General features: G+C 69.4%; 24 protein-coding genes. 1 reads left to right on the forward strand and 23 read right to left on the reverse strand.

Going from position 1 to position 21,607, the window contains the following annotated elements; all coding sequences use genetic code 11:
• Positions 1-4: 4 nt before the first annotated feature.
• The 17 genes from argH to LKO27_RS07255 all read right to left on the reverse strand — a co-directional run bounded on the left by argH (position 5) and on the right by LKO27_RS07255 (position 16,776).
• Complete coding sequence (gene argH / locus LKO27_RS07175; RefSeq protein ID WP_227737242.1) at positions 5-1,372, reverse strand: argininosuccinate lyase; 1,368 nt, start codon at positions 1,370-1,372, stop codon at positions 5-7.
• Entirely contained in the window at positions 1,260-1,925 is a 666-nt protein-coding gene (locus tag LKO27_RS07180) for a hypothetical protein (protein ID WP_227736535.1), read from the reverse strand. The genes argH and LKO27_RS07180 overlap by 113 nt, the downstream gene beginning before the upstream one ends.
• Entirely contained in the window at positions 1,918-3,096 is a 1,179-nt protein-coding gene (locus LKO27_RS07185) for an acetylornithine transaminase (protein ID WP_227736537.1), read from the reverse strand. The genes LKO27_RS07180 and LKO27_RS07185 overlap by 8 nt, the downstream gene beginning before the upstream one ends.
• A complete protein-coding gene (gene argB / locus LKO27_RS07190) occupies positions 3,093-3,998 on the reverse strand; it encodes an acetylglutamate kinase (RefSeq protein ID WP_227736539.1) in 906 nt (301 codons plus the stop codon). Before argB ends, LKO27_RS07185 begins: the two co-directional genes overlap by 4 nt.
• Positions 3,995-5,146 (reverse strand): bifunctional glutamate N-acetyltransferase/amino-acid acetyltransferase ArgJ, encoded by a 1,152-nt coding sequence (gene argJ, locus LKO27_RS07195; protein ID WP_227736541.1) that lies wholly within the window; start codon positions 5,144-5,146, stop codon positions 3,995-3,997. The genes argB and argJ overlap by 4 nt, the downstream gene beginning before the upstream one ends.
• On the reverse strand, positions 5,143-6,174 hold the full coding sequence (argC, locus tag LKO27_RS07200; RefSeq protein WP_227736542.1) for an N-acetyl-gamma-glutamyl-phosphate reductase: 1,032 nt from the start codon (positions 6,172-6,174) through the stop codon (positions 5,143-5,145). Before argC ends, argJ begins: the two co-directional genes overlap by 4 nt.
• An 8-nt stretch (positions 6,175-6,182) precedes the next feature.
• The gene (locus LKO27_RS07205; protein ID WP_227736546.1) at positions 6,183-6,749 is read right to left on the reverse strand and encodes a TetR family transcriptional regulator; all 567 of its coding nucleotides are present in this window, start codon (positions 6,747-6,749) and stop codon (positions 6,183-6,185) included.
• A 21-nt stretch (positions 6,750-6,770) separates the two neighbouring features.
• Positions 6,771-7,862: a GNAT family N-acetyltransferase gene (locus LKO27_RS07210; protein ID WP_227736548.1), complete on the reverse strand. Its 1,092-nt coding sequence runs from the start codon at positions 7,860-7,862 to the stop codon at positions 6,771-6,773.
• A 27-nt stretch (positions 7,863-7,889) separates the two neighbouring features.
• Positions 7,890-9,002, reverse strand: coding sequence for a cytochrome P450 (locus LKO27_RS07215; protein ID WP_227736550.1), 1,113 nt, complete (start codon positions 9,000-9,002; stop codon positions 7,890-7,892).
• Between the two features lie 29 nt (positions 9,003-9,031).
• Positions 9,032-11,533, reverse strand: a complete 2,502-nt coding sequence (pheT, locus tag LKO27_RS07220; RefSeq protein ID WP_227736552.1) for a phenylalanine--tRNA ligase subunit beta — start codon at positions 11,531-11,533, stop codon at positions 9,032-9,034.
• Positions 11,530-12,639, reverse strand: coding sequence for a phenylalanine--tRNA ligase subunit alpha (gene pheS / locus LKO27_RS07225; protein ID WP_227736553.1), 1,110 nt, complete (start codon positions 12,637-12,639; stop codon positions 11,530-11,532). The genes pheT and pheS overlap by 4 nt, the downstream gene beginning before the upstream one ends.
• Positions 12,640-12,648: 9 nt before the next feature.
• Positions 12,649-13,434, reverse strand: coding sequence for an RNA methyltransferase (locus LKO27_RS07230; protein WP_227736555.1), 786 nt, complete (start codon positions 13,432-13,434; stop codon positions 12,649-12,651).
• A gap of 28 nt (positions 13,435-13,462) precedes the next feature.
• Positions 13,463-13,834 (reverse strand): 50S ribosomal protein L20, encoded by a 372-nt coding sequence (rplT, locus tag LKO27_RS07235; RefSeq protein ID WP_227736557.1) that lies wholly within the window; start codon positions 13,832-13,834, stop codon positions 13,463-13,465.
• A 56-nt stretch (positions 13,835-13,890) separates the two neighbouring features.
• Positions 13,891-14,097: a 50S ribosomal protein L35 gene (gene rpmI, locus LKO27_RS07240; protein ID WP_227736559.1), complete on the reverse strand. Its 207-nt coding sequence runs from the start codon at positions 14,095-14,097 to the stop codon at positions 13,891-13,893.
• Between the two features lie 37 nt (positions 14,098-14,134).
• Positions 14,135-14,827, reverse strand: coding sequence for a translation initiation factor IF-3 (gene infC / locus LKO27_RS07245; protein ID WP_227737243.1), 693 nt, complete (start codon positions 14,825-14,827; stop codon positions 14,135-14,137).
• 241 nt (positions 14,828-15,068) lie between these two features.
• Positions 15,069-15,578 carry an SseB family protein gene (locus LKO27_RS07250; RefSeq protein ID WP_227736561.1) on the reverse strand — a complete coding sequence of 170 codons (510 nt, stop codon included), beginning with the start codon at positions 15,576-15,578 and terminating at the stop codon, positions 15,069-15,071.
• Positions 15,579-15,588: 10 nt separating this feature from the next.
• Positions 15,589-16,776 (reverse strand): winged helix-turn-helix domain-containing protein, encoded by a 1,188-nt coding sequence (locus LKO27_RS07255; protein WP_227736563.1) that lies wholly within the window; start codon positions 16,774-16,776, stop codon positions 15,589-15,591.
• Between LKO27_RS07255 and LKO27_RS07260 the strand changes: the two genes are divergently transcribed.
• Positions 16,775-17,338 (forward strand): hypothetical protein, encoded by a 564-nt coding sequence (locus LKO27_RS07260; protein ID WP_227736564.1) that lies wholly within the window; start codon positions 16,775-16,777, stop codon positions 17,336-17,338. The two genes, LKO27_RS07255 and LKO27_RS07260, sit on opposite strands and share 2 nt — an antisense overlap.
• A 1-nt stretch (position 17,339) precedes the next feature.
• Here LKO27_RS07260 and LKO27_RS15555 read toward each other — a convergent pair whose 3' ends face one another.
• Genes LKO27_RS15555 through LKO27_RS07290 form a run of 6 tightly spaced genes read right to left on the reverse strand, consistent with a single transcriptional unit; the run spans position 17,340 to position 21,606 of the window.
• Complete coding sequence (locus LKO27_RS15555) at positions 17,340-17,888, reverse strand: PH domain-containing protein (RefSeq protein ID WP_227736567.1); 549 nt, start codon at positions 17,886-17,888, stop codon at positions 17,340-17,342.
• Positions 17,876-18,736: an ATP phosphoribosyltransferase gene (gene hisG / locus LKO27_RS07270; protein ID WP_227736569.1), complete on the reverse strand. Its 861-nt coding sequence runs from the start codon at positions 18,734-18,736 to the stop codon at positions 17,876-17,878. Before hisG ends, LKO27_RS15555 begins: the two co-directional genes overlap by 13 nt.
• Before the next feature lie 17 nt (positions 18,737-18,753).
• Positions 18,754-19,017: a phosphoribosyl-ATP diphosphatase gene (locus tag LKO27_RS07275; protein ID WP_227736571.1), complete on the reverse strand. Its 264-nt coding sequence runs from the start codon at positions 19,015-19,017 to the stop codon at positions 18,754-18,756.
• 31 nt (positions 19,018-19,048) lie between these two features.
• A complete protein-coding gene (gene mshC / locus LKO27_RS07280; RefSeq protein ID WP_227736573.1) occupies positions 19,049-20,299 on the reverse strand; it encodes a cysteine--1-D-myo-inosityl 2-amino-2-deoxy-alpha-D-glucopyranoside ligase in 1,251 nt (416 codons plus the stop codon).
• Positions 20,300-20,332: 33 nt separating this feature from the next.
• Complete coding sequence (locus tag LKO27_RS07285; RefSeq protein WP_227736575.1) at positions 20,333-21,076, reverse strand: SCO1664 family protein; 744 nt, start codon at positions 21,074-21,076, stop codon at positions 20,333-20,335.
• Positions 21,076-21,606, reverse strand: a complete 531-nt coding sequence (locus LKO27_RS07290; RefSeq protein ID WP_227736577.1) for a DUF3090 domain-containing protein — start codon at positions 21,604-21,606, stop codon at positions 21,076-21,078. Before LKO27_RS07290 ends, LKO27_RS07285 begins: the two co-directional genes overlap by 1 nt.
• Position 21,607 lies beyond the last annotated feature (1 nt).

A 21,607-nucleotide genomic window follows, 5' to 3' on the forward strand; every position in this document is an offset into this window, starting at 1 on the left:
GCGGTCAGCCTATCGCCGCGCCTGTGGCCGCCCAAGCCGAGAGCTCACCCCGGAGCGACTCCAGCTCCTCAAGCTGCTCGGCGACCCGCTCCGGGGCCGTCCCTCCCCTGCCGTTGCGGGCAGCCACCGACCCCTCGACGGTCAGCACGCCAAGCACCGTCTCGTCGAGATGTTCCGAGATGGCGGTAAGGTCCGCGGCCGTGAGGTCCTGCAGCGTGATCCCACGGTCCTCGCAGTACTGGACCGTCTCGCCTGCCACCTCATGGGCGACGGCGAAGGGGACGCGTCGGCGCACCAGGTGGTCCGCGACGTCGGTGGCCAGGGAGAACCCCATGGGAGCGACGGCGGCCATCCGCTCCCGGTCGAAGGTCAGTGTGCCAACCATGCCGGCGACAGCGGGGATGAGGATGTGCAGCTGGTCGATACCGTCGAAGATGGGCTCCTTGTCCTCCTGCAGGTCCCGGTTGTAGGCCAGCGGCAGACCCTTCAGGGTCGCCAGCAGCCCCGTGAGGTTGCCGATGAGGCGGCCGGCCTTGCCGCGGGCGAGTTCCGCGACGTCGGGGTTCTTCTTCTGCGGCATGATCGAGCTGCCCGTGGACCAGGAGTCGTGGAGCTTGGCGAAGCCGAACTCGGCGGTGCACCAGATGATGACGTCCTCACTCAGGCGCGAGAGGTCCACGCCGATCTGCGCGAGCACGAACGCGGCCTCCGCCACCAGGTCCCGGGCGGCGGTGCCGTCGATCGAGTTGGGCACCGACGACGCGAAGCCGAGTTCGGTCGCGACCAGTTCCGGGTCCAGCCCCAGCGAGGTGCCGGCCAGCGCGGCCGAACCGTACGGGCTGACGGCCAGGCGGCGGTCGAGGTCTAGCAGCCGGTCGACGTCGCGCACCAGCGGCCAGGCGTGCGCCAGCAGGTGGTGGCTGAGCAGCACGGGCTGGGCCGACTGCAGGTGGGTGCGGCCGGGCATGACGGCGCCGAGGTTGTCCCGGGCCTGGCCGGCCAGGGCCGCCAGGACGCCGTCGAGATCCTGTGCCAGCAGGCGGATCTCGGTGCGCAGGTAGGAACGGATCAGCGTGGCGATCTGGTCGTTGCGGGAGCGTCCGGCGCGCAGGCGTCCGCCGAGTTCGGCTCCGACGACCTCCTTCAGCCCACGCTCCAGGGCACCGTGGACGTCCTCATCGCTGTCTGCGGCCACGAACTCGCCAGACTCCACGCGGCGTGCCAGTTCGGCCAGCCCTTCGTCCATCGCCGCCGCCTCGTCAGCGGTCAGGAGACCGGCGGCGTGCAGGGCCTTGGCGTGGGCCCGGGAACCTGCGATGTCGTGCAGCGCGAGCCGCCAGTCGAACTGGGTGGACTTGCTGAGCGCGAACATTGCCTCGCTGGGACCGCCTGCGAACCGTCCGCCCCACAGCCGGCCCTGGTCTGTTCCGCTCACTTCGTTCTCCTGTCGTGTGTGGTTTCCCCGTCCGGGTCATCTCGGACAAGGTGGTGACGAGCCGGCGGGCCACCGCGTCGTCGGTGGCGATGACCAGCACCGTGTCGTCCCCTGCGATCGTCCCCATCGCGCCGGGCAGCCGGGCGGTGTCCATCGCTGCCGCGAAGTACTGGGCAGCACCCGGCGGGGTGTGCAGCACGATCTGGTTGCCCGCATCCCTGATGGACTGCAGCATCTCGCTGCACAGCCGCGCCAACTGGACGAGCGCGGCGCCCTGTGGCCTGTCGTCGATCGCGTACACCAGCGTCCCGTCGTCGGCCCGGCGTCGCATCGCTCCAAGGGAGACCAGGTCCTTGCTGAGCGTCGGCTGGCTGACGGACACGCCCTCCGCTGCCAAGGCGGCGCTCAGCTCCTGCTGCGAGGTGAACCTGGCCTGCTCCAGCAGCCCCCGCAGCAGCGAGAGCCGGGCGGAGCGGGCGACTTCAGCCACGCGCCGTCTCCAGGAGTCCGGGCAACGCCTCGACGAAGCCAGCCAGTTCATCCTTGGTGATGATCAACGGCGGAGCGACCCGGAGCACGTTCGGCCTGGGCGCGTTCAGCACCCAGCCTGCGGACAGCCCAGCCTCCACCACGCCCGGGGCGATGTCCTCGGTCAGCACCACGCCACGCAGCAGGCCCCGGCCCCGGACGTGGCTTACGGCCGGGTGACCCAGGGACTCCACGGCGGCAGCGAACCAGTCCCCCACCTCGCGGGCGTTGGCCATCACCCCGGCCTCGAGTTCATCGAGAACCGCGTTCGCAGCGGCGGCCGCCACCGCGTTCCCGCCGAACGTCGAACCGTGCAGGCCAGGAGTCAGCAGCCCGGCCGCAGCGCCGGTGGCGATGCAGGCGCCGATGGGGAAGCCATTGCCCAGCCCCTTGGCGACGGTGACCACGTCCGCCGTGACGCCGTCGGCCCGGTGCACGAGCAGTTCACCGCAGCGCCCGATGCCGGTCTGCACCTCGTCGACCCACAACAGCGCGCCGTGTTCGGTGGTGATCCGGCGGGCGGCCGCCAGGAAACCGTCGGGCGCGGGCAGCACTCCGGATTCGCCCTGGATCACCTCCAGCACCACGGCCGCCGTCTGGTCGTCAACCGCAGCCGCCAGGGCCGCCTCGTCGCCGTAGGGGACGAAGACGACGTCGCCGGGCAGCGGCTCGAACGGCGCGCGGTACTTCTCGGTGTGGGTGATGGCCAGCGAGCCGATGGTGCGCCCGTGGAAGGAGCCCTCCATCGCCACGATCCGCTTGCGTCCCGTCAGCCGGGTGAGCTTGAAGGCGGCCTCGTTGGCCTCGGCCCCGGAGTTGGCGAAGAAGACCCGGGCAGAGCCGTCGTCGGCAGCGGCCGCAGCGAGCCGCTCGGCGAGCCGCACCTGACCCTCTGTGGCGAAGAGATTGGAGACGTGGCCGAGCGTGTGCAGTTGGGAGGCGATGGCCTCGGTCACCCGCGGGTGGTTGTGCCCCAGCGCGTTCACGGCGATGCCAGAGAGCAGGTCGACGTAGGTGCGTCCGTCGGCGTCGGTGAGGTGGATTCCCTCGCCGCGGACGAATGCGACCTTGGGGGTGCCGAACGCGTGCATCATCACCGCGTCGTACCGCGTCGTCAGGTCCTGGTTGCTCATGCCTCGTTCTCCCTCGCGGTCACCATGGTTCCGATTCCTTCATCGGTGAAGATCTCCAGCAGCAGGCAGTGCGGGATCCGGCCGTCGATGATGGTGGCGGCGGTCACGCCGCCGTCAACGGCGCGGAGGCACGCCTCCATCTTTGGCACCATCCCCGACTCCAGGGTGGGGAGCATCTGCTCCACCTCGTCCGCGCCGATCGAGGTGATGATCGAGGACTCGTCGGGGTAGTCGGCGTAGAGGCCCGCCACGTCGGTCAGCATCACCAGCCGCTTCGCGCCCAGCGCGACGGCGAGCGCGGAGGCCGCCGTGTCCGCGTTCACGTTGTAGACCTGCCCGTCGCCACCCGGCGCGACGGTGGCGACGACCGGGATCCGGCCTGCTTCGATGAGGTCGAGGACCGAGGTCGGGTCCACTGAGTCGACGTCGCCCACGAGCCCCAGGTCCACCTCCTCGTCGTCCACCACCAGCCCGCGCCGACGGGCCCGCAGCAGGCCCCCGTCCTCACCGGACATGCCGACGGCGAACGGTGCGTGGGCGTTGATGAGGCCGACGAGTTCCCTGCCCACCTGGCCCACGAGGACCATACGGACCACGTCCATCGCCTCGGCGGTGGTGACGCGAAGGCCGCCGCGGAACTCGGAGTCGATCCCGAGCCGCCCCAGCATCGAGGAGATCTGCGGGCCGCCGCCGTGGACGACCACGGGTTTGAGACCGACCCTGCGGAGGAACACGATGTCCTCGGCGAAGGCGCGCTTGAGGTTCTCGTCCACCATGGCGTTGCCGCCGTACTTGATGACGATGGTCTCGCCCGCGAACTCGGCGAGCCAGGGCAGCGCCTCGATGAGAGTGCCGGCCTTGGCCACCAGCTGGTCCCGGTCCTGCTTGCTGATCTGGCTCATGAGGAGTACTCCGCGTTCTCGCGCACGTAGTCGTAGGTGAGGTCCGTGGTCAGGATGGTGGCGGTCTCGTCGCCGGCGTGGAGGTCCACCAGAACGTGGACCTGCCTGCCGGACAGGTCCACCAGGGAGCGGTCCTCACCGATCTGGCCGCCGCGGCAGACCTGCACGCCGTTGAAGGCGACGTCGAGTTCGTCCGGGTCGAACTCGGCATCGGTCACGCCGATCGCGGACAGGACCCGGCCCCAGTTCGGGTCGTTACCGAAGACCGCGCACTTGAACAGGTTGCTGCGAGCGATCTCGCGGCCGACGACCTCGGCGTCGGCCTCGCTGGCGGCCCCCACCACCTCGATCGCAATCTCATGGCTGGCGCCCTCGGCGTCGGCGATCAACTGCCGGGCCAGGTCCTGGCAGACGCCCGTGAGGGCAGCGGTGAGTTCCTCGGTGCTCGGGGCGATGCCGCTGGCCCCGGAGGCCATGACGATGACCGTGTCATTGGTGGACATGCAGCCGTCGGCGTCGGCCCGGTCGAAGGAGACCCTGCAGGCTTCCCGGAGAGCTGTGTCAAGGTGGTCCGCCTCCACCACGGCGTCGGTGGTGAGGACGACCAGCATGGTGGCCAGTCCCGGCGCGAGCATCCCGGCCCCCTTGGCCATGCCTCCGACGACCCAGCCGTTGCCTTGCGAGACGGCCTGCTTCGGGACCGTGTCCGTGGTCATGATGGCCCGCGCGGCACTCAGCCCGCCGTCGGAGCTGAGCTCGGCGCAGGCGGCCTCGATCCCCTCGGACACGGCGGGCATGGGGAGCCGAATGCCAATCAGGCCGGTGGAGCAAACGGCCACGTTGTCCGCAGGGACCTGCAGCACCTGCGCGGTCTCGGCAGCCATCCGGGCGGCGTCGGCGAACCCGGCCGAACCCGTGCAGGCGTTGGCACCACCGGAGTTCAGCACGACGGCCGCGAGCTCGCCGTCGGCGACGGCCTGGCGGGACCACTTGACCGGCGCGGCGTGCACCCGGTTGCGGGTGAAGACACCCGCCGCGGCCAGCTTCGGACCGGTGTTGACGACGACGGCGAGGTCGGGCCTGCCGCTGGCCTTGATGCCGGCAGCCACACCCGCCGCGGTGAACCCCTTGGGTGCGGTGACGCTCACGGCGCCACCCCGATCGCGCTGAGTCCGGTGGTCTCCGGCAGGCCGAGGGCGAGGTTCATGGACTGGATCGCCCCGCCTGCGGTGCCCTTGGTCAGGTTGTCCTCCGCAGAGATGGCGATCAGCCTTCCCGCAGTCTCGTCGACGGTCACCTGGACGGTGACGCGGTTGCTGCCCACCACCGCCGCGGTCTGCGGCCAGGTCCCCTCCGGGAGCAGGTCCACAAACGGCTCGTCGCGGTAGTGCTCGGCATAGGCCGCCCGGACCGCGGCCGTGGTGACACCGTCGGCGACGGGGGCACTGCACGTGGCCAGGATGCCGCGCGGCATCGGCACGAGGATGGGGGTGAAGCTGACGTTGACCGACTGCTGCGTCACCAGCGACAGGTTCTGCACCATCTCCGGCGTGTGCCGGTGCACGCCACCGACGCCGTAGGCGCTGACGTTGCCCATGGCCTCGGAGCCCAGCAGGTTGGGCTTCAGCGACTTCCCTGCGCCGGAGAGGCCACTGGCGGCAACGACTGAGATCTGCGACGCATCCACCAGGCCCTCGGCCACCGCGGGCAGCAGTGCCAGGGTGGCCGCGGTCGGGTAGCAGCCCGGAACCGCGACCCGCTTGGAGCCAGCGAGCCTCGCCCGCTGACCCGGGAGCTCAGGGAGACCGTAGGGCCAGGTCCCGGCGTGCGGCGAGCCGTAGAACTTCTCCCAGTCCGACGCCCGGGTGAGTCGGAAGTCGGCTCCCGCGTCCACCACGAGCACGTCGTCGCCCAGCTGCTCGGCCACCGCTGCCGAGTGGCCGTGCGGGAGGGCGAGGAACACGACGTCGTGGCCGGCCAGGTTCTCCGCCGACGTCTCGACGACGACGCGCTCGGCCAACGGCGCCAGGTGTGGCTGGTGCGCTCCCAGCCGATCCCCCACGCTGGCGTTGCCCGTGAGGGCCCCGATCTCGACGTCGGGATGCTGCAGCAGCAGCCGCAGGAGTTCCCCACCTGCGTAGCCTGTGCACCCGGCGACCGCAACCTTGTAAGTCATGGCCGAAACTATGCCACAGGCCGAATAAGTATTCCAACCCCGTCTATGAGGAGGCGGACGCCTACGTGGAAGTGGTGTGAGGCACGGTCCGGGTCCCCCGGCTCGATCACCCCGAGAGCGGCGAGCTGGGACTGCGTCTGTTCCTCCACGACGTGGCCGAGCACGAGGTGGAGGAGGGCCTGCATCGTCGCATCGGCTGAGTCCGCGTCGAGACCGGCTTCCGCCAGGACCATACGGCCCGCGGCGCAGGGGTCGATCCTGCCCAGCCCCATCGCCTGCGTGGACGCAACCAGTTCGGCGGCGTCGCGGTGGGACAGCAGGCGCGCACGCAGGGCCTCGGCCCAGTCGGTGAGCCAAACCGACCATGCGCCCTCACCCTCCGGCGCGTCGAGTCCGTGAAGTACCTCGTCGGCGACGGCAGCGAGCAGGGTCTGCTTGTTCGGGAAGTGCCAGTACAAGGCCCCGGCCTTCACGTCGAGCGCCGCTCCCACGCGACGCATCGTGAGGTCCGCCAAGCCGAACTCGTCGAGGATGTCGAGGGCGGCGCCGACGATTGCTTCAGTTGTCAGGGCCACTGTGACCCTCCACGGTGCCGGTCATGGCTGCGCCACCCAGAAGCCCACCTTGAAGTCCGGCTCGTAGCCGAGCGCGGCGTTGATGGCAAGCATGTGGCGGTTCTCCGAAGCATTGCCCGTTGAGAGCTGACGGACTCCTGGCCACTGTCCCGGTATGGCGGCGTGGTTGGTGGCCTTGCACAGCAGGCCGAGGCCGTGCCCCCGGTGCGCGGAGACCACCAAGGTCTCCCACTGGTGCGCGAGGTGCTCCACCCCCCGGTCCCTGAACAGTCGTGTGAAACCGACCAGACGGCCGGTGGGGACGTGCCGGACGAAGGTCTGCAACTGCTCGCGGTCCGCCAGTTCCAGGTCGGCGTCGCGGACCCGGATCATGCCGGTGTCCCAGGCCTCGGGCTCCACCTCCACCTCCCCCATGGGCACGTCGGTACTCATGGCCACGCGCAGCGCCACGGCGTCCTCGAGGAACTCCTCCGGCGTCGGGCCGGGCACGGTGATGCACTCGTAGTCAGCCGAGGTGCGGGCCTTGACCTCGTCCCGCAGGCGCACCAGGTCGTCCTCGGCGGGCAGGGTGAGGCGTGAGATCCGTTCTACCTGGTTGAGCTCGAATCCGCGTTCTGTCAGGAACACCGACTCGCGGCCCGCGGCGTCGATGGCTCCTTCCCCGGTCCTGGCCTCCAGCAGCCGTGCACCCGGCGGCGGGTTCCAGGGCTCCAGGGTGAAGGCGAACAGCTTGGTGCGGGCGTGCTCCTGCGCCACGCGGAGGGCGGTCTCGAACAGGGCTGCGCCGATGCCCTCGCCCCGCCTTTCGCGCCGGACGGCAACGCTCAGGTCGGCGATGTCGCGGTTGTCTTTTTGCGGCAGCCCGATCGTGGCGATGCCCACGCTGTCACCGACGCCCTGCGGCCGGGCGACGTCGCTCGCGACCAGACGGATCATTGTGTGGTGGTCGGGGTGCATCCCCTTGAGGTAGCGCATCCCGACGCTCTCGGAGACGTCGTCGGTGCCGATCTTCTCGATGTGCACCGCACCCCAGATCTCCGTCTCGGCGCGAATGGGCCAGACCTCCGGCTCAGCGAGGGACGGCGGCTGCGCGTAACGCGTGATGTGGGTCACGCCAGACAGCGTACTGACGCCTGCGGATCAGCGGAGCACCACGGGTGCGCTGGACCAGCCACCCAGCGGCCGCTGGGCCCGCGTCCCGGGTGGCGCCCCCTCCAGGGTGAGGTCGGAGGTGGCGTCGAGCACTTCCTCCAGGAGCACCCGCAGTTCCAGCGTCGCCAGCGGTCGACCCGGGCACACGTGCGGCCCCGCACCGTAGACGAGGTTGTGCGAGGCGTGGGTCTCCGGCGCGTACCGGTCGGGCTCGGGGAAGACGCGCGGGTCCCGGTTGGCGTTGGTCCAGTCGACGAACACGCGGTCCCCGGCGTGGATGGGGCAGCCGGCCAACTCGGTGTCCACGGTTGCCCTGCGCCGGTTGGACACGAAGGGGTCGTCGATTCGCAGCAGTTCGTCGATGGCACGCCCGAGCGCATCCGGGTCCCGGCGACGGGAGCGCACGTCGGCCTCGATCTCGGGGTCCGCGGCGATGAGGTGCAGCACCACGCCCACGCACAGCGCCAGCGAGCCGAGGTCTCCCCCGGTCCAGTTCCGCAGGATGGAGACCAACTCGTCGTGCGTCAGCAGGCGGTCATCGACGCGTTCGCGCAGCAGTTCGTCGGTCACGTCCACGGGCGGCTGGTCCAACCGGTCCAGACGCGGCGTGATGACCGAGCTGATGATGTCGTCGAACTGCTGCGCCACGATCCTGGTGCGCTCGAGTTCCCCGGAGCGCGAGGCCTCGGCGTTGCTGGCCACCCAGTCCACGAGTTCCAGCTCCAGCTCAGACGGCCAGCCCAGCCACCTCAGCATGGCCCGCACCGCGTACTGGGTGCCAAGGCCGGGCACCACGTCGACGGCCTGCCCACGCGGCAGCTCGGCGACCAGCGCCCGCGCCACCTCCCTGCAGGAGGGCTCCAGGGCCATCATCCGGGGCTCGGTGAAGTACTCATCAAGGATGGCCCGCGCCTTGGCGTGCTCCTGACCGTCCAGCCCGTTGGGGATCTGCAGGAACCGCGAGACGGCGCTGGAGAAGGTGTGGGCGTCGGTGACGACGTCCATCACCTCCGGGTGACCCATCACCCGGAGCGCGTCGCCCTGCGGCAGCACCGCGGAGTGCTCAAGATCCGACGTCGGTGGCTGGGGCGGTCGCGTCATGGTTCCACCCTAGCCCGTACCGGTCTGGATCAAGCCCGCTGGACGGCCCCGAAACGCTCTGCGGCGACGGCCACCGCGGCATCCCTCGCCGTCGCTGCCTCCGCGTCCTTGAGGGTCCGGTCAGCCCGGAAACGCAACGCGAAAGCCAGTGACTTCTTGCCCTCCGGGATCTGGTCGCCGTGGTAGACGTCGAACAGCGCCACCGACTCCAGCAGTTCCCCGGCACCTTCTGCCAGGGCGGCCTGGACGTCGGCCGAGGCCACGTCCTCATCCACGATCAGGGCCACGTCCTCCTTGGCGACCGGGAACGGGGACAGCGAGCGGATGTTGCCGCCATGCGGAGCGGCGGCGAGCAGGTCGCCCAGGTTGAACTCCACAGCGCACGTCCGCTCAGGCAGGCCGAAGGCCCGCACCACTTCTGGATGCAGCTCCCCGGCGAAGCCGAGGACCTGGTCCCCCACGGACAACCGTGCGCACCTGCCGGGATGCCATGGCATCGCCTGGTCCTCGTTGGCGCGGCTGAGCCCCAGCCCCAGTGCCTCGGCAGCCGTCTCGGCGAATGCGACCACGTGTCGCCAGTCGGCGGGGACAGCCTTGGTGTTCCAGCCGGCGGGGGTCCAGTTGCCGGTAACGACCGCGGCCAGGGTCTCCGGCTGCGTTGGGAGCGCGGCGTCCAGGGCGGCGATCTCGTCATCGGAGGGGCGCTGGGCCACGTCGGGGCGCGGGGCGTCAGGCGTGCCGAAGTCGTACCAGCCCGAGCCGCGCTCGAACAGGGCCAGGTCGTCGATGCTGCGGGAGGTGTTCTTGGCGATGGCCTTGAACAGCCCGGGCAGCAGGCTGGTGCGAAGGTACGGGTGGGTGTCGTCGAGCGGGTTGGCGATCCGCACTACCCGCCGGCGCGGGTCGTCGGCGGCCAGGCCGAGGTGGTCGATGTCGTCGGCGGAGACGAACGGGAGGCTGAGGACCTCCGTGAAGCCGAGGGCCGCGACAGCCTCAACCACGCGGCGACGACCCTTCTGCCGTCGCGTCAGGCCACGGCCCGGGGGCGGCGAGGGGATGCGCTTGCCGATCTTGTCGTAGCCGAACTTCCGTCCCACCTCCTCGACGATGTCGTAGGGGTCCCGGAGGTCCGGCCGCCAGGTCGGCACGACAAGGCTCAGCGAGTCGCCGAGCGCCGTGACCGCAAGCCCGGCTCCCAGGAGAATCCGGATGGTCTCCGCGGGCGGGACCTCCGCTCCCAGGATGGCGGGGACCAGCCCTGCCCGCAGGTTGAGCCGGTGCTTTTCGGGCACCCGGCCGACGACCGTGATCTCCTCCCGGATCCGCCCGCCACCGTGCTGCACGAGCAATTCTGCTGCGCGACGCGCGGCCGCGTACGGAACCGCAGGGTCCACGGTGCGCTCGAACCGCTTGGAGGCCTCGGAGAACAATCCGTGACGGCGGAACGTGCGCGAGACGCTGGCTGCGTCGAAGTGTGCCGCCTCCAGGACGATGGCGGTCGTGGTCGGGGTGACCTCGGTCAACTCGCCGCCCATGACGCCGGCCAGGCCGATGGGGCCGGAGTCGTCGGTGATGAGCAGGTCGTCGGCGACGAGGTCCCGCTCGGCTCCGTCGAGGGTGCGCAGCTTCTCGCCGTCGCGCGCCTGACGCACCCGGATGGGGCCCTGGAGCCTGGCCGCGTCGTAGGCGTGCAGGGGCTGCCCGGATTCCAGCATCACGTAGTTGGTCACGTCGACCGGGAGCGAGATGGAGCGCACGCCGCTGGCCAGGAGCCGGTCCACGATCACCTTGGGCGAGGCCGCCCCGGGATCGAAGCCCTCGATGGTCAGCGCGACGAAGTTGACGGCCCTTTCGGACTCCAGCACCACCGGGTAGCCGGCCTCGCTGGTCTCCGGCATCGGCTCACCATAGGGATCGGCGAACCCGACGCCTGCCGCCGCCGCGGCCTCCCGCGCCAGACCGCGCATGGACAACCCGTGGCTGAGGTCGGGGGTGACGTCGATGTCGAGGACCTCGTCGGAGCTCCAGAGCAGGTCCAGGGCGTTGTCACCCGGGGTAGCCCCAGTGCCGGGGTCCAGGACGATGATCCCGTCGTGGTCGTCACCGAGCCCCAGTTCGCGCTCGGAGCAGATCATGCCGTCGGAGATGTGGCCGTAGGTCTTGCGTGCCGAGATCTGGAAGTCGCCGGGCAGGACGGCGCCCGGCAGGACGACCACGACAAGGTCGCCGACGGCGAAGTTGTGGGCGCCGCAGACGATCCCGCGCGAGGCGGGGAACTGATCGTCGGCCGGGTCGTTCAGTTCCTCCCCGACGTCGACGCGGCAGTAGCGGATGGTCTTGCCGTTCTTCTGAGGCTCGTCGTTGTAGGACAGCACGCGGCCGATCACCAGGGGACCGGTGATGTCGGGAGCCGTGGAGATGATGTGCTCGACAGTGAAGCCGAGGCCGGTGAAGCGTGCGGCAATGGCTGCGGTGTCGGAATCGGCGGGCAGCTCGACGAGCTCGCGCAGCCAGGAAATCGGGGCCTTCATCGGGCACCTCCAAGCAGGGATCGGCTGAAGCGGATGTCGCCCTCGACGAAGTCACGCAGGTCGGGGGCGTTGTTGCGGAACATGACCGTGCGGTCGATGCCCATGCCGAAGGCGAAGCCGGAGTAGACCTCCGGGTCGATCCCGCAGGCGCGCAGGACGCGCGGGTTGACCACGCCGCAGCCACCCCACTCGATCCACCCCTCGCTCTTGCAGGTGCGGCAGGGTGCGTCGGGATTGCCCACGGAGGCGCCATGGCACACGTAGCACTCCAGGTCCACCTCGGCGGACGGTTCGGTGAAGGGGAAGTAGTGCGGCCGCATGCGGGTTGTCACGTCCCCGAACATCGCCTTGGCGAGGTGGTCCAGGGTGCCGCGCAGGTCCGCCATGGAGATGCCCTTGTCCACCACCAGCCCCTCCAGCTGGTGGAACACCGGAAGGTGGGTGGCGTCGTACTCGTCGGCTCGGAACACCTTGCCGGGACTCACGATGTAGAGGGGCAGATCGCGGGTCAGCATGGCGCGGGCCTGGACGGGGGAGGTCTGGGTGCGCAGCAGCTTGCCCGCGGTGGCAGGCTCCACCCAGAGAGTGTCCTGCTCGCCGCGTGAAGGATGGTCGGGGCCGAGGTTCAGCGCGTCGAAGTTGTACCATTCCGCCTCGAGCTCGGGGCCTTCGGCCACTTCCCAGCCCATGGCGACGAAGACGTCGCAGATCTCGTCGATCATCGCCGTTACAGGGTGGACGGCTCCCTGCGGGGCGAGTCGCACCGGAAGGGTCATGTCCACGCGCTCGTCCACGAGCGCTCGCGCCAGCTCCGCGGAGGCGAGTTCATCCTGGCGGGCCGCGATGGCCTGGTTCACCTGCCCGCGGGCCGTGCCGACTCGGGCGCCTGCCTCCTTGCGCGCGGCGGGGGGCAGGGCCCCGATCTCGCGGTTCGCCAGCGCCAGCGGGGAGCGTTCCCCGACGTGCTCGGAGCGCGCCTGCTTGAGCTCGGCTGTCGTGGTGGCGGCGGCGACGGCTGCAAGGGCTGCCTCGACGAAACCGTTGACGACTGCCGGGTCCAGCGCGGCTACACGCTTGGGATCGAAGTTGTCATTCGGCCCGGACATGGGCACTCCTCACTTGTGTGCGCCCCGGCGTTGTGCCGAGGCTGTCTGGTAAAGGCAGATGGCCGCCGCGCTGGAGAGGTTCAGGCTCTCGGCCGCCCCCCACATTGGCACGGCCACCACTCGATCCGCCAGTTCTGCGTCCTCGGCGGGCAGTCCCCAGGCCTCGTTCCCCATGATCCACGCGGTGGGTCCGGAGAGCTCCCCCGCAGCGGCCAGCAGGTCGAGTTCGACGCCCCCGCCGTCGGCTGCGAGCACCTGCATCCCCATGGACTTGACGTGCGCGACGGCCTCAGCCAGCGTCAGGCCGGTGACGATCGGCAGGTGGAACAGGCTGCCCACCGTTGAGCGGACCGTCTTGGGGTTGTGGACCTCGACGGAACCGGTGGTCAGGATCACGCCGTCGGCCCCGAAGGCGTCGGCGCATCGGATGACGGTGCCGGCGTTGCCCGGATCCCGCACCTGGGCGCAGATCACCACGAGCATCGCGTCGTCCAGTTCCTCCAGCGACGAACTGAGCCTGCGGCACACCGCAACGATGCCCTGGGGGGTGACGGTGTCGCTGAGCAGACGCATCTGCTGCTCGGTGGCGTGCCACACCTGGACGGGACGGCCCTCCAAGAGGTCCTGATGCCTGGCGGGATCGTCGACGACGACCTCCTGGACCACCCCTGGCATCGACAGGGCCTCTCGAACTGCCTGCCGACCCTCGACGAGGAACTTGTCCGCGAGGTCGCGTCCCCTGCGGCTGGTCAGACGACGAAACGAACGCAGTGCGCCGACCGGGAGGTCAGGCACTGCGTTCGGTTCGAAGGTCTGATTCACCTCAGGCAGCAGCGGCTTCGGGCTGGTTGTCCTTGGCGATGACCACCAGTGCCTGGAAGGCTGCGAGGTCGTTGACGGCGAGTTCGGCGAGGATCTTGCGATCCACCTCGACGCCGGCATTGTGCAGTCCGCTGATGAAGCGGTTGTAGGTCATTCCCTCGGCGCGGGCAGCGGCGTTGATGCGCTGGATCCACAGGCGACGGAAGTCGCCCTTCTTGGCCCGACGGTCGCGGTAGGCGTAGGTCATCGAGTGGAGGACCTGCTCCTTGGCCTTGCGGTACAGGCGGGAACGCTGGCCACGGTAACCCGAGGCCATCTCAAGAATTTCGCGGCGCTTCTTGTGCGCATTCACAGAACGCTTGACGCGTGCCATGTCATATCTCCTCTTTGCAGGCCGGATCTCACACCCGGCGGTTTACGGGTGTGGGTTCAGCGGCCCTTGTTGGAGCCGAGCAGCTTCTTGGCCTGGGCCACGTCCGCCGGTGCCATTTCCTTGGTGCCCTTGAGTCGACGCAGGCGCGTCGAGGACTTGTGGGCGTTGAGGTGGCCGAGGTTGGCCTGGCGGTGACGGATCTTGCCCGATCCGGTCACCTTGAACCGCTTCTTGGCACCCGAATGCGTCTTCATCTTCGGCATGTGTGTCTCGCTTTCTTTCCGGTTTGAAACGACCCGGTCACAGGTCGATGTCTGGGTCCATGTTGTCTGCGGGACCACGCTTCTTCTTCGTCGGCGTCTGGGTGCCGGCCGCCGCGGCACGCGCCTCCGCCTCCGCCACCCGTTCGGCTTCCGCCGCCGCCTTGCGCTCTGCCATCCGGCGGTCACGGTCAACCGCGGCCTCCACCTTGGCCTCGGTCTTCTTCTTGGCGGGGCCGAGCACCATCAGCATGTTGCGGCCATCCTGCTTCGGCGAGGACTCGACGTAACCGTACTCGGCGACGTCGGCCGCGAGGCGCTTGAGCAACTCGATGCCAAGTTCCGGACGCGACTGCTCGCGGCCACGGAACATGATGGTGATCTTCACCTTGTCCCCGCCCTTGAGGAACCGCACGACGTGACCCTTCTTGGTCTCGTAGTCGTGCTGGTCAATCTTCAGGCGGAGCTTCATCTCCTTGGTGATGGTGTTGGTCTGGTTCTTGCGGGCGTCGCGAGCCTTCTGCGCAGCCTCGTACTTGAACTTGCCGTAGTCCATCAACTTGCACACCGGAGGACGGGCCTGCGGTGCCACTTCAACCAGATCGAGATCGTTCTCCGCCGCCAGACGCAGGGCGTCCTCGACGCGAACAATGCCGACCTGCTCGCCGTTCGGCCCGACGAGCCGTACTTCTGGTACTCGGATGCGATCGTTGATGCGCGGTTCAGTGCTGATGGGTCCTCCAGGGGCCTAGTTGGAAATTTGCCTCGAAATGCCAGAAGGCCTCCGCACATGCGAAGGCCTGACGGCACGACCGATTGGGCAGCAAGCCCATCGTCGTGCTCCTACCGACCCGGCAGCCTCGGCCACGCGGGTGGGAGGTCAGGCCTCCACTTGGAACGGATCCGCCCAGAGACAGATCTCAACAGCACACAATCCTACCTCACGCCTCCTGCTGACCAAAATCCTCCGGGCATCACTCCCCCGACGACTGGTCGCCGGGCCTGACCCAGGCGAACTCCCCACCCTCGAACTCGACGGCGCGGTAGCCCTGGGCGATCAGCGACAGGGCCTCGCCCGCCAGCACGAACGGCACCGGTCCCGCCACGTCGATCAGCAGCTGAGTGGCGCCGGATGGCTCGACGGTGGCCGCCAGTTCGTCGAGGTGGCACAGCACCGGGCGGGCGCCGGGCTGCCAGGCCTCCATTGCGTCGATTCCGGTGAAGGCCAGCAACGCGGTGTCGGTGCCGTCGGTGAGCGTCACGGCAGCGAGCTCGGCCTGCCGATCGGGGTCCTGGGTCATGGTCTCGTCGCCAGCGGCCACCACCGGCATCATCAGACGCGTGGTGCACAGCGCGACGAGCGCGCGGATGTAGCCGACGTGGTCGCCGGCCGCCGCGATGGCGGCACGCGTGATCGGGTCCGCCTCGCCACGGTCGCCGTCGAAGCGGGCGCTGGGTTGGGCGAGTCTGGAGAGTCGGTCCATGTCGACGAGGTTAGCCGCACTCCTCCACGCGACCCAGTTGGAGCCAGTCGGCCAGCTCCCGCAGCTCCGCCGCCAGCGCCTCGCGCGACCCGGGCGTCGCATCTGGTTCGAGGTGCACCCGTCGCACCAACAGCGCACCTGCTGCCCGGTCCGCCTTGAGGTCCACCCGCCCGACGAGGCGGTCCCCCCACAGGAAGGGCAGGACGTAGTAGCCGAAGACGCGCTTGGGCTCGGGCACGTAGATCTCGATCCGGTACCGGAACTTGAACAAGCGCTCTGTTCGTGCACGCTCCCAGACGAGTGAGTCGAACGGACTGAGCAGCGCCCGGGCCTTGACGGCACGGGGACGGCGGGCCGCCACGTCGAGGAAGGCGGGCTTGTCCCAGCCCTCGACGGTGACCTGTTCCACCTCACCGAGCCTGACGAGTTCGGCCAGCGCCGGTCCCGCCATGGCCACCGGCATCCGGAAGTAGTCCCGCAGGTCCGCGACGGTGCCGATCCCGTGGGCCCGGACGGAGCGCCGCATCAGCTCCACAGCAGAGGTCTCCGGGTCCGGCTTGTGCTCGAGCAGCTCACGGCTGAGCACGAACGCCGGGTCCGCGTAGCGGCGCTCGAACTGGGTGTTGCGTCCCGCGCTGACGATCTCACCCGCCCAGAACAGATACTCCAGGCACTCCTTCACCAAGGACCAGTTCCAGCCCCAGTTCTCACGCGTGCGCTCGACGCCGTGCTCGATGACGGCGTCGACCTCGCGCGCGGTGATGGGCCCCTGTCGGGTCACCACCTCTCGGACCGTCTCGAGCACTCCGGGATGTTCGACGAGCACGCGCCTGCCCCACGTCTCGTGGACCGCGCGTTCGCGCCGGTACTCCAGGTAGGGCCAGGTCTCGGGCGGCACCAGGCTGGCGACGTGGGCCCAGACCTCCACCAGCCGGCGACCGCCCTTCGCACGCGGGCCGGCGCCGTCACGGGCGCGGTCCAGCAGTGCGGTGTCATAGGGCCCGAGCCTGGAGAAGAAGGGCAGGTACTGGCTGCGCGCCACCACGTTGACACTGTCTATCTGGATGACCTGCACCTGGTCGATCACCCGCTGGAGATGGCGCATGGTGACCCGCCCCGACGCTGGTCGCGGGTCTGCGAAGCCCTGCGCGGCCAGCGCGATGCGGCGGGCCTGGGCTGCGGTGATGGAGGCCGGCATGGGCGAAACCCTAGCGCCCGTGACCGACAGCGCCGTGGGCGTGTGCAAAGCTGGTGGCATGGAAGCCGCCCTGTTCATCACCATCTGCCTCATGACCGTCATCGCGGCAATCACCGCCGGCCTGTTCGCCCGGCACCGCAACCCGAAGTCCCTGGTGGCCGGAATCGGTCTGGTGCTCATCCCCCTGGGTCTCTACCTGACCGGACTGATGCGACTCATCTACAACGGTGTCCTGAGCATCATCGACTGGGCGCAGCGCACCGTCTGGGACGACACCATGTCCTGGGGAGCCGGGCTCCTTGGCGCCGGCGTGGTCCTGCTGGTGATAGCAGGGTTCATCAAGTCCAGGCCCCGGCCCCGACAGGCGCAGACCGCGACCCCTTCCGCCGAACCCAAGGTGACCGGCAGGCCCGCTCAGCAGCAGGCCGTGACGACCGGGAAGCCGCAGCCGGCGGCCTCGGCGACGGCGGCGAAGCCCACCGCCAAGGGCGGCAAGGATTCCGCGTTGGATCCCGAAGACGCGGAGATCGAGGCACTGCTGCGCAAGCGCGGCATCATGTGACTCAGGGCTGGTCCGGCTCCTGCTCCAGGGTCACGCCCTGGGAGTTGGCGCCGTTCGCCTTCAACCAGTGGCGGAGCTGGCGCATCTTCGACTTGGCGTTGGCACCCTCGAGCGACTGGATCGCCAGCACCGCCCGCCGCTTCACCCCGCCGTCGTGCTTGATGAGCAGGTAGGCCCAGGCATCTCCCTGCCGCAGCCGCAAGCCCGCGATCTCGTCGATGCGGAACTTGCGCAGCACCGGGCCGTTGCGGATGGTGACGCCGTCCTCGTCGGCCCACAGCCGCGAGTAGCCGAGCGACAGCATGAAGCCGATCATGAAGACGAGGAAGAACAGCAGTGTGCCGGCCTGCAGCGCGGTGATCTGCGAGCGCACGGAGGCCCCGATCGCATACCAGCCCCACATTGCCGAGACCAGCAGCACCACCGACAGCACCACCGAGGTGAGCAGCACCGTGACGCTGGTGAAGCTGAGCCGGGCGGGCACCTCGCGTGCCGCTGGCATCGGGGTCTCGTCGGGATCGACGGGGGTGGCTTCGCTCACAGTCTGCACGACCTCAGCTCGGTGAGCAGGATGCCGCGGGCGCCGACGTCGAACAGTTCGTCCATCAGCATGTGGGCGCCCTTCTTCGGGACCAGGACCCGCACGGCGAGCCAGCCGTCCTTGGCCAGCTGGGACACCGTCGGACCGTTCACGCCGCTGGCCAGGGCGGTGGTGGCGTCGAGGTTGGAGGCCTCGACGTTGTAGTCCATCATCAGGAAGTTGTGGGCCACGAGCACGCTCTCAAGCCGGGTGCGCAACGAGTCCAGGCCGAAGGGCTCCTCACCGCTGGTCCGACGGATCAGCACGGCCTCCGACTCGCAGATGGGCTCGCCGAACATCTCGAGACCCGCTCGACGCAGGGTGGTGCCGGTGTCGACGACGTCCGCCACGACGTCGGCCACTCCCAGCCGGATGGCGGACTCGACTGCGCCGTCGAGCTTGATGAGGGAAGCCTGGATGCCCCGCTCGTCGAGCCAGGCCTGCAACAGCCCCGGGTAGGAGGTGGCGATGCGCTTGCCGTCGAGCGTGTCCACCGTCGTGCCGCTGCCCCCGACGGCCGCGAACCGGAAGCGGCTGCCGCCGAATCCGAGGTTCATCAGTTCGGTGGCGTGGGCGCCGGAGTCCAGCAGCATGTCGCGGCCCGTGATCCCGAGGTCCAGATGACCTTCGCCGACGTAGACCGCGATGTCGCGGGGACGCAGGTAGTAGAACTCGACGTTGTGGTCGACGTCGATCAGCGTGAGGTCCTTTGAGTCGGTGCGCTGTCGGTATCCGGCGGCGCGCAGCATGTCGGCGGCGGCCTCGGCGAGCGCGCCCTTGTTGGGCACAGCCACCTTGAGAAGGCGTTCTTCAGTCATCAGTTGTCCTTGCTTGCTCACAGGTGGCGGTAGACGTCTTCGAGTTCCAGGTCCAGGGCCAGCATCATCACCTGCAGGTGGTAGAGCAGCTGGCTGATCTCCTCGGCGGCCTGGTCCTTGGTCTCGTACTCAGCGGCCATCCACACCTCCGCCGCCTCCTCGACCACCTTCTTGCCGATGTGGTGGACACCCTTGTCGAGGCGGGCCACCGTGGAGGACCCCTCCGGCCGGGTGCGGGCGGTCTCGGTCAGCTGTTCGAAGAGTTGTTCGAAGGACTTCACGGCTGGCAGCCTACTCGCACTGGGGAGTTCCTCAGAGTCGGATGCCCAGCAGGGCATCGATCGCCGTGACCATCTGGTCCACGGCTTCGGTCTCGTCGGAGTCCACCGAAAGGCTGGCTGCCACCCACGTGTCGACGGCGGCCAGCGCGCCCGGCGCGTCGAGGTCGTCGCGCAGGGCCTTGCGCATGGCGGCGATCGTCTCCGCGGCGGGCATGGCGACCCGGTTGTTGAGGACGCTGCGCCAGTTGGTCAGCCGCTCGTTGGCCTGCTCCAGTTGCTCGGGCGTCCATTCCCAGTCGGCGCGGTAGTGGCGGTCCAGGAGCGCCAGGCGGATCGCCATCGGGTCCGCACCGCCGTGCCGCAACCGGCTGACGAGTTCCAGGTTGCCCTTGGACTTGCTCATCTTCTCGCCGTGCAGCGCCACCATGCCGGTGTGCACGTAGGCGTTGGCCAGCGGCTCCCCCGCCGTCGCGACGATGGCCTCCGCGGCGCACATCTCATGGTGCGGGAAAACGAGGTCCGAGCCGCCGCCCTGGACGTCGAACGCCGAGCCGAGGTACTTGAGCGCGATCGCGGTGCACTCGATGTGCCAGCCCGGGCGGCCGGCGCCCAGCGGCGACTCCCAGCTGGGCTCGCCGTCGCGCGCGAAGCGCCACAGCAGGCAGTCGAGCGGGTGCCGCTTGCCGGGCCGGTCCGGGTCGCCACCGCGTTCGGCGAAGACGCGCACCATCTCCTGCTCGTCGAGGTGGCTGATGTCGCCGAAACCGGGCGCGCGGGTCACGTCGAAGTACCAGTCCGGGTGGGCTTCGTCGGCCACCTGGTAGACCAGGCCAGACGGGACGAGCCGGTTGACCAGGTCGATGACGCACGCGATGGACTCGACGGCACCGATGTAGTGGTCTGGCGGAATGACGCGCAGGTCCTCCATGTCGCCCCGGAACAGCTCGATCTGGTCCGCGGCCAGTTCCTCCCAGTCCTGGCCCGTCTGCTGAGCGCGTTCCAGCAGTGGGTCGTCGACGTCGGTGACGTTCTGGGTGTAGCTCACCTGGAGGCCCAGGTCGCGCCAGACGCGGTTCACCAGGTCGAAGGCCACGTACGTGTTGGCGTGGCCCAGATGGGTGGCGTCGTAGGGTGTGATGCCGCAGACGTACATCCGGGCGGACGCTGTGCCGGGCTCGACGGCCACGGGCCCGCCGGTGGCGGTGTCGAAGAGGGACAGCCTGTCCGGGACGCCCTCGGACGGCGGTAGCAACGGAACGTCAACGGGGGCCCACGCGTACATGGGTCCAAACCTACCGTCTCGGAGCGGGGGGCCTCACCACGGGGGCCACGGGATGGCGGGCCAGCGCCCCGACGGTCCGGGGAACGAGCCGACCTCCAGCAACCACTCGGCCCGGCCGGCGACGGCCTCCCACTCCTGCCCGGTCAGGCCTTCCGGGACCGGCAGGTCGAGCGTGGCGACGTGGCCCAGCAGTCTGCGCTCGTCGTCGTCGAGTTCGTGACCGGCGAAGCCCCACAGCACCGTGCGGTGCTTGTCCTCCTCGTGCAGGCAGACTCCGTGATCGACGCCGAACAGCCGGGACCCGTCGCTGATGAGGTGGCCGGCCTTGCGGTCGGCGTTGTTGACCACGAGGTCGAACAAGCAGACGCGGCGCAGGGCCGGGGAATCGCGGTGCACCAGCACGATGGGCTTGTCTTCCCCGTCAACCCCGCTGACCACGGGCAGCCAGGTCTCGTCGAGGGACTCGGGGCGGACCAGGTCCACCAGGTCGGTGATGTCACCCTCCACCCAGCGCTGCACGGAACCCTCCCCCGCCGGGCCTTCGTGCCACAGAGTCAGGGGGACGACGTCGAAGTGGAAGTGGGCGCTCAGGAGATGCGTCGCCACCTCCCGACGGCCGAGGGTGTGCTGCGGGAAGTCCCACAGCGGACGCTCGCCTGCCACAGGCTTGTAGACCCACAGGACTCCCGCGTCGTCGCGGGTGAGGAAGGTGGCGTTCGAGGCCTCGGTGAGCCGCCCGACCACGTCGAGCTCACCGACCGGGCCGGGGGGCGGCATCAGAACAGCGGTCCCCGGTAGCCGTTGGAGCGCGGGCAGATGTGGCCGCCGGGTTCGATGGGCTGGCTGCAGAACGGACAGGCCGGCCTGCCGGAGGCGACGATCACCTCTGACCGGAGCGAGAACTCGCGGGCCATCCGGGGCGTCAGCCAGATCTGCACCAGGACGTTGTGGGTCTCGTCGTCGGGAGCTTCCTCCCCGAGGTCGACAGAGAACAGCTCGAGCTGGATGGCGCTGCGCGCGGCGTCCCAGGCAAGGCCGATGGCACCAACCCGGAACTCGACCTCCAGCGGAGCGTCGAGCGGACCGAGGTCGGTGGGCTCCTCCGCCTCCGCGTCGGCCCTGCCCAGGGATTGGAGCTGGTCCAGGATCTCCCCGATCCTGCGGCCGAGCATCTGGACCTGTTGTTTCTCCGCGGCCACCGCCACCAAGGTGCCGCCCTGCGACACCTGGATGATGAACAGGCGGTTGCCGGGCTCGCCGACTGTGCCGACGACGCAGCGGTCCGGGTGTGGGAACTCCAGCAGCATG

The sequence above is a fragment of the Tessaracoccus sp. OS52 genome (assembly GCF_020687685.1).
Classification (GTDB): Bacteria; Actinomycetota; Actinomycetes; order Propionibacteriales; family Propionibacteriaceae; genus Arachnia.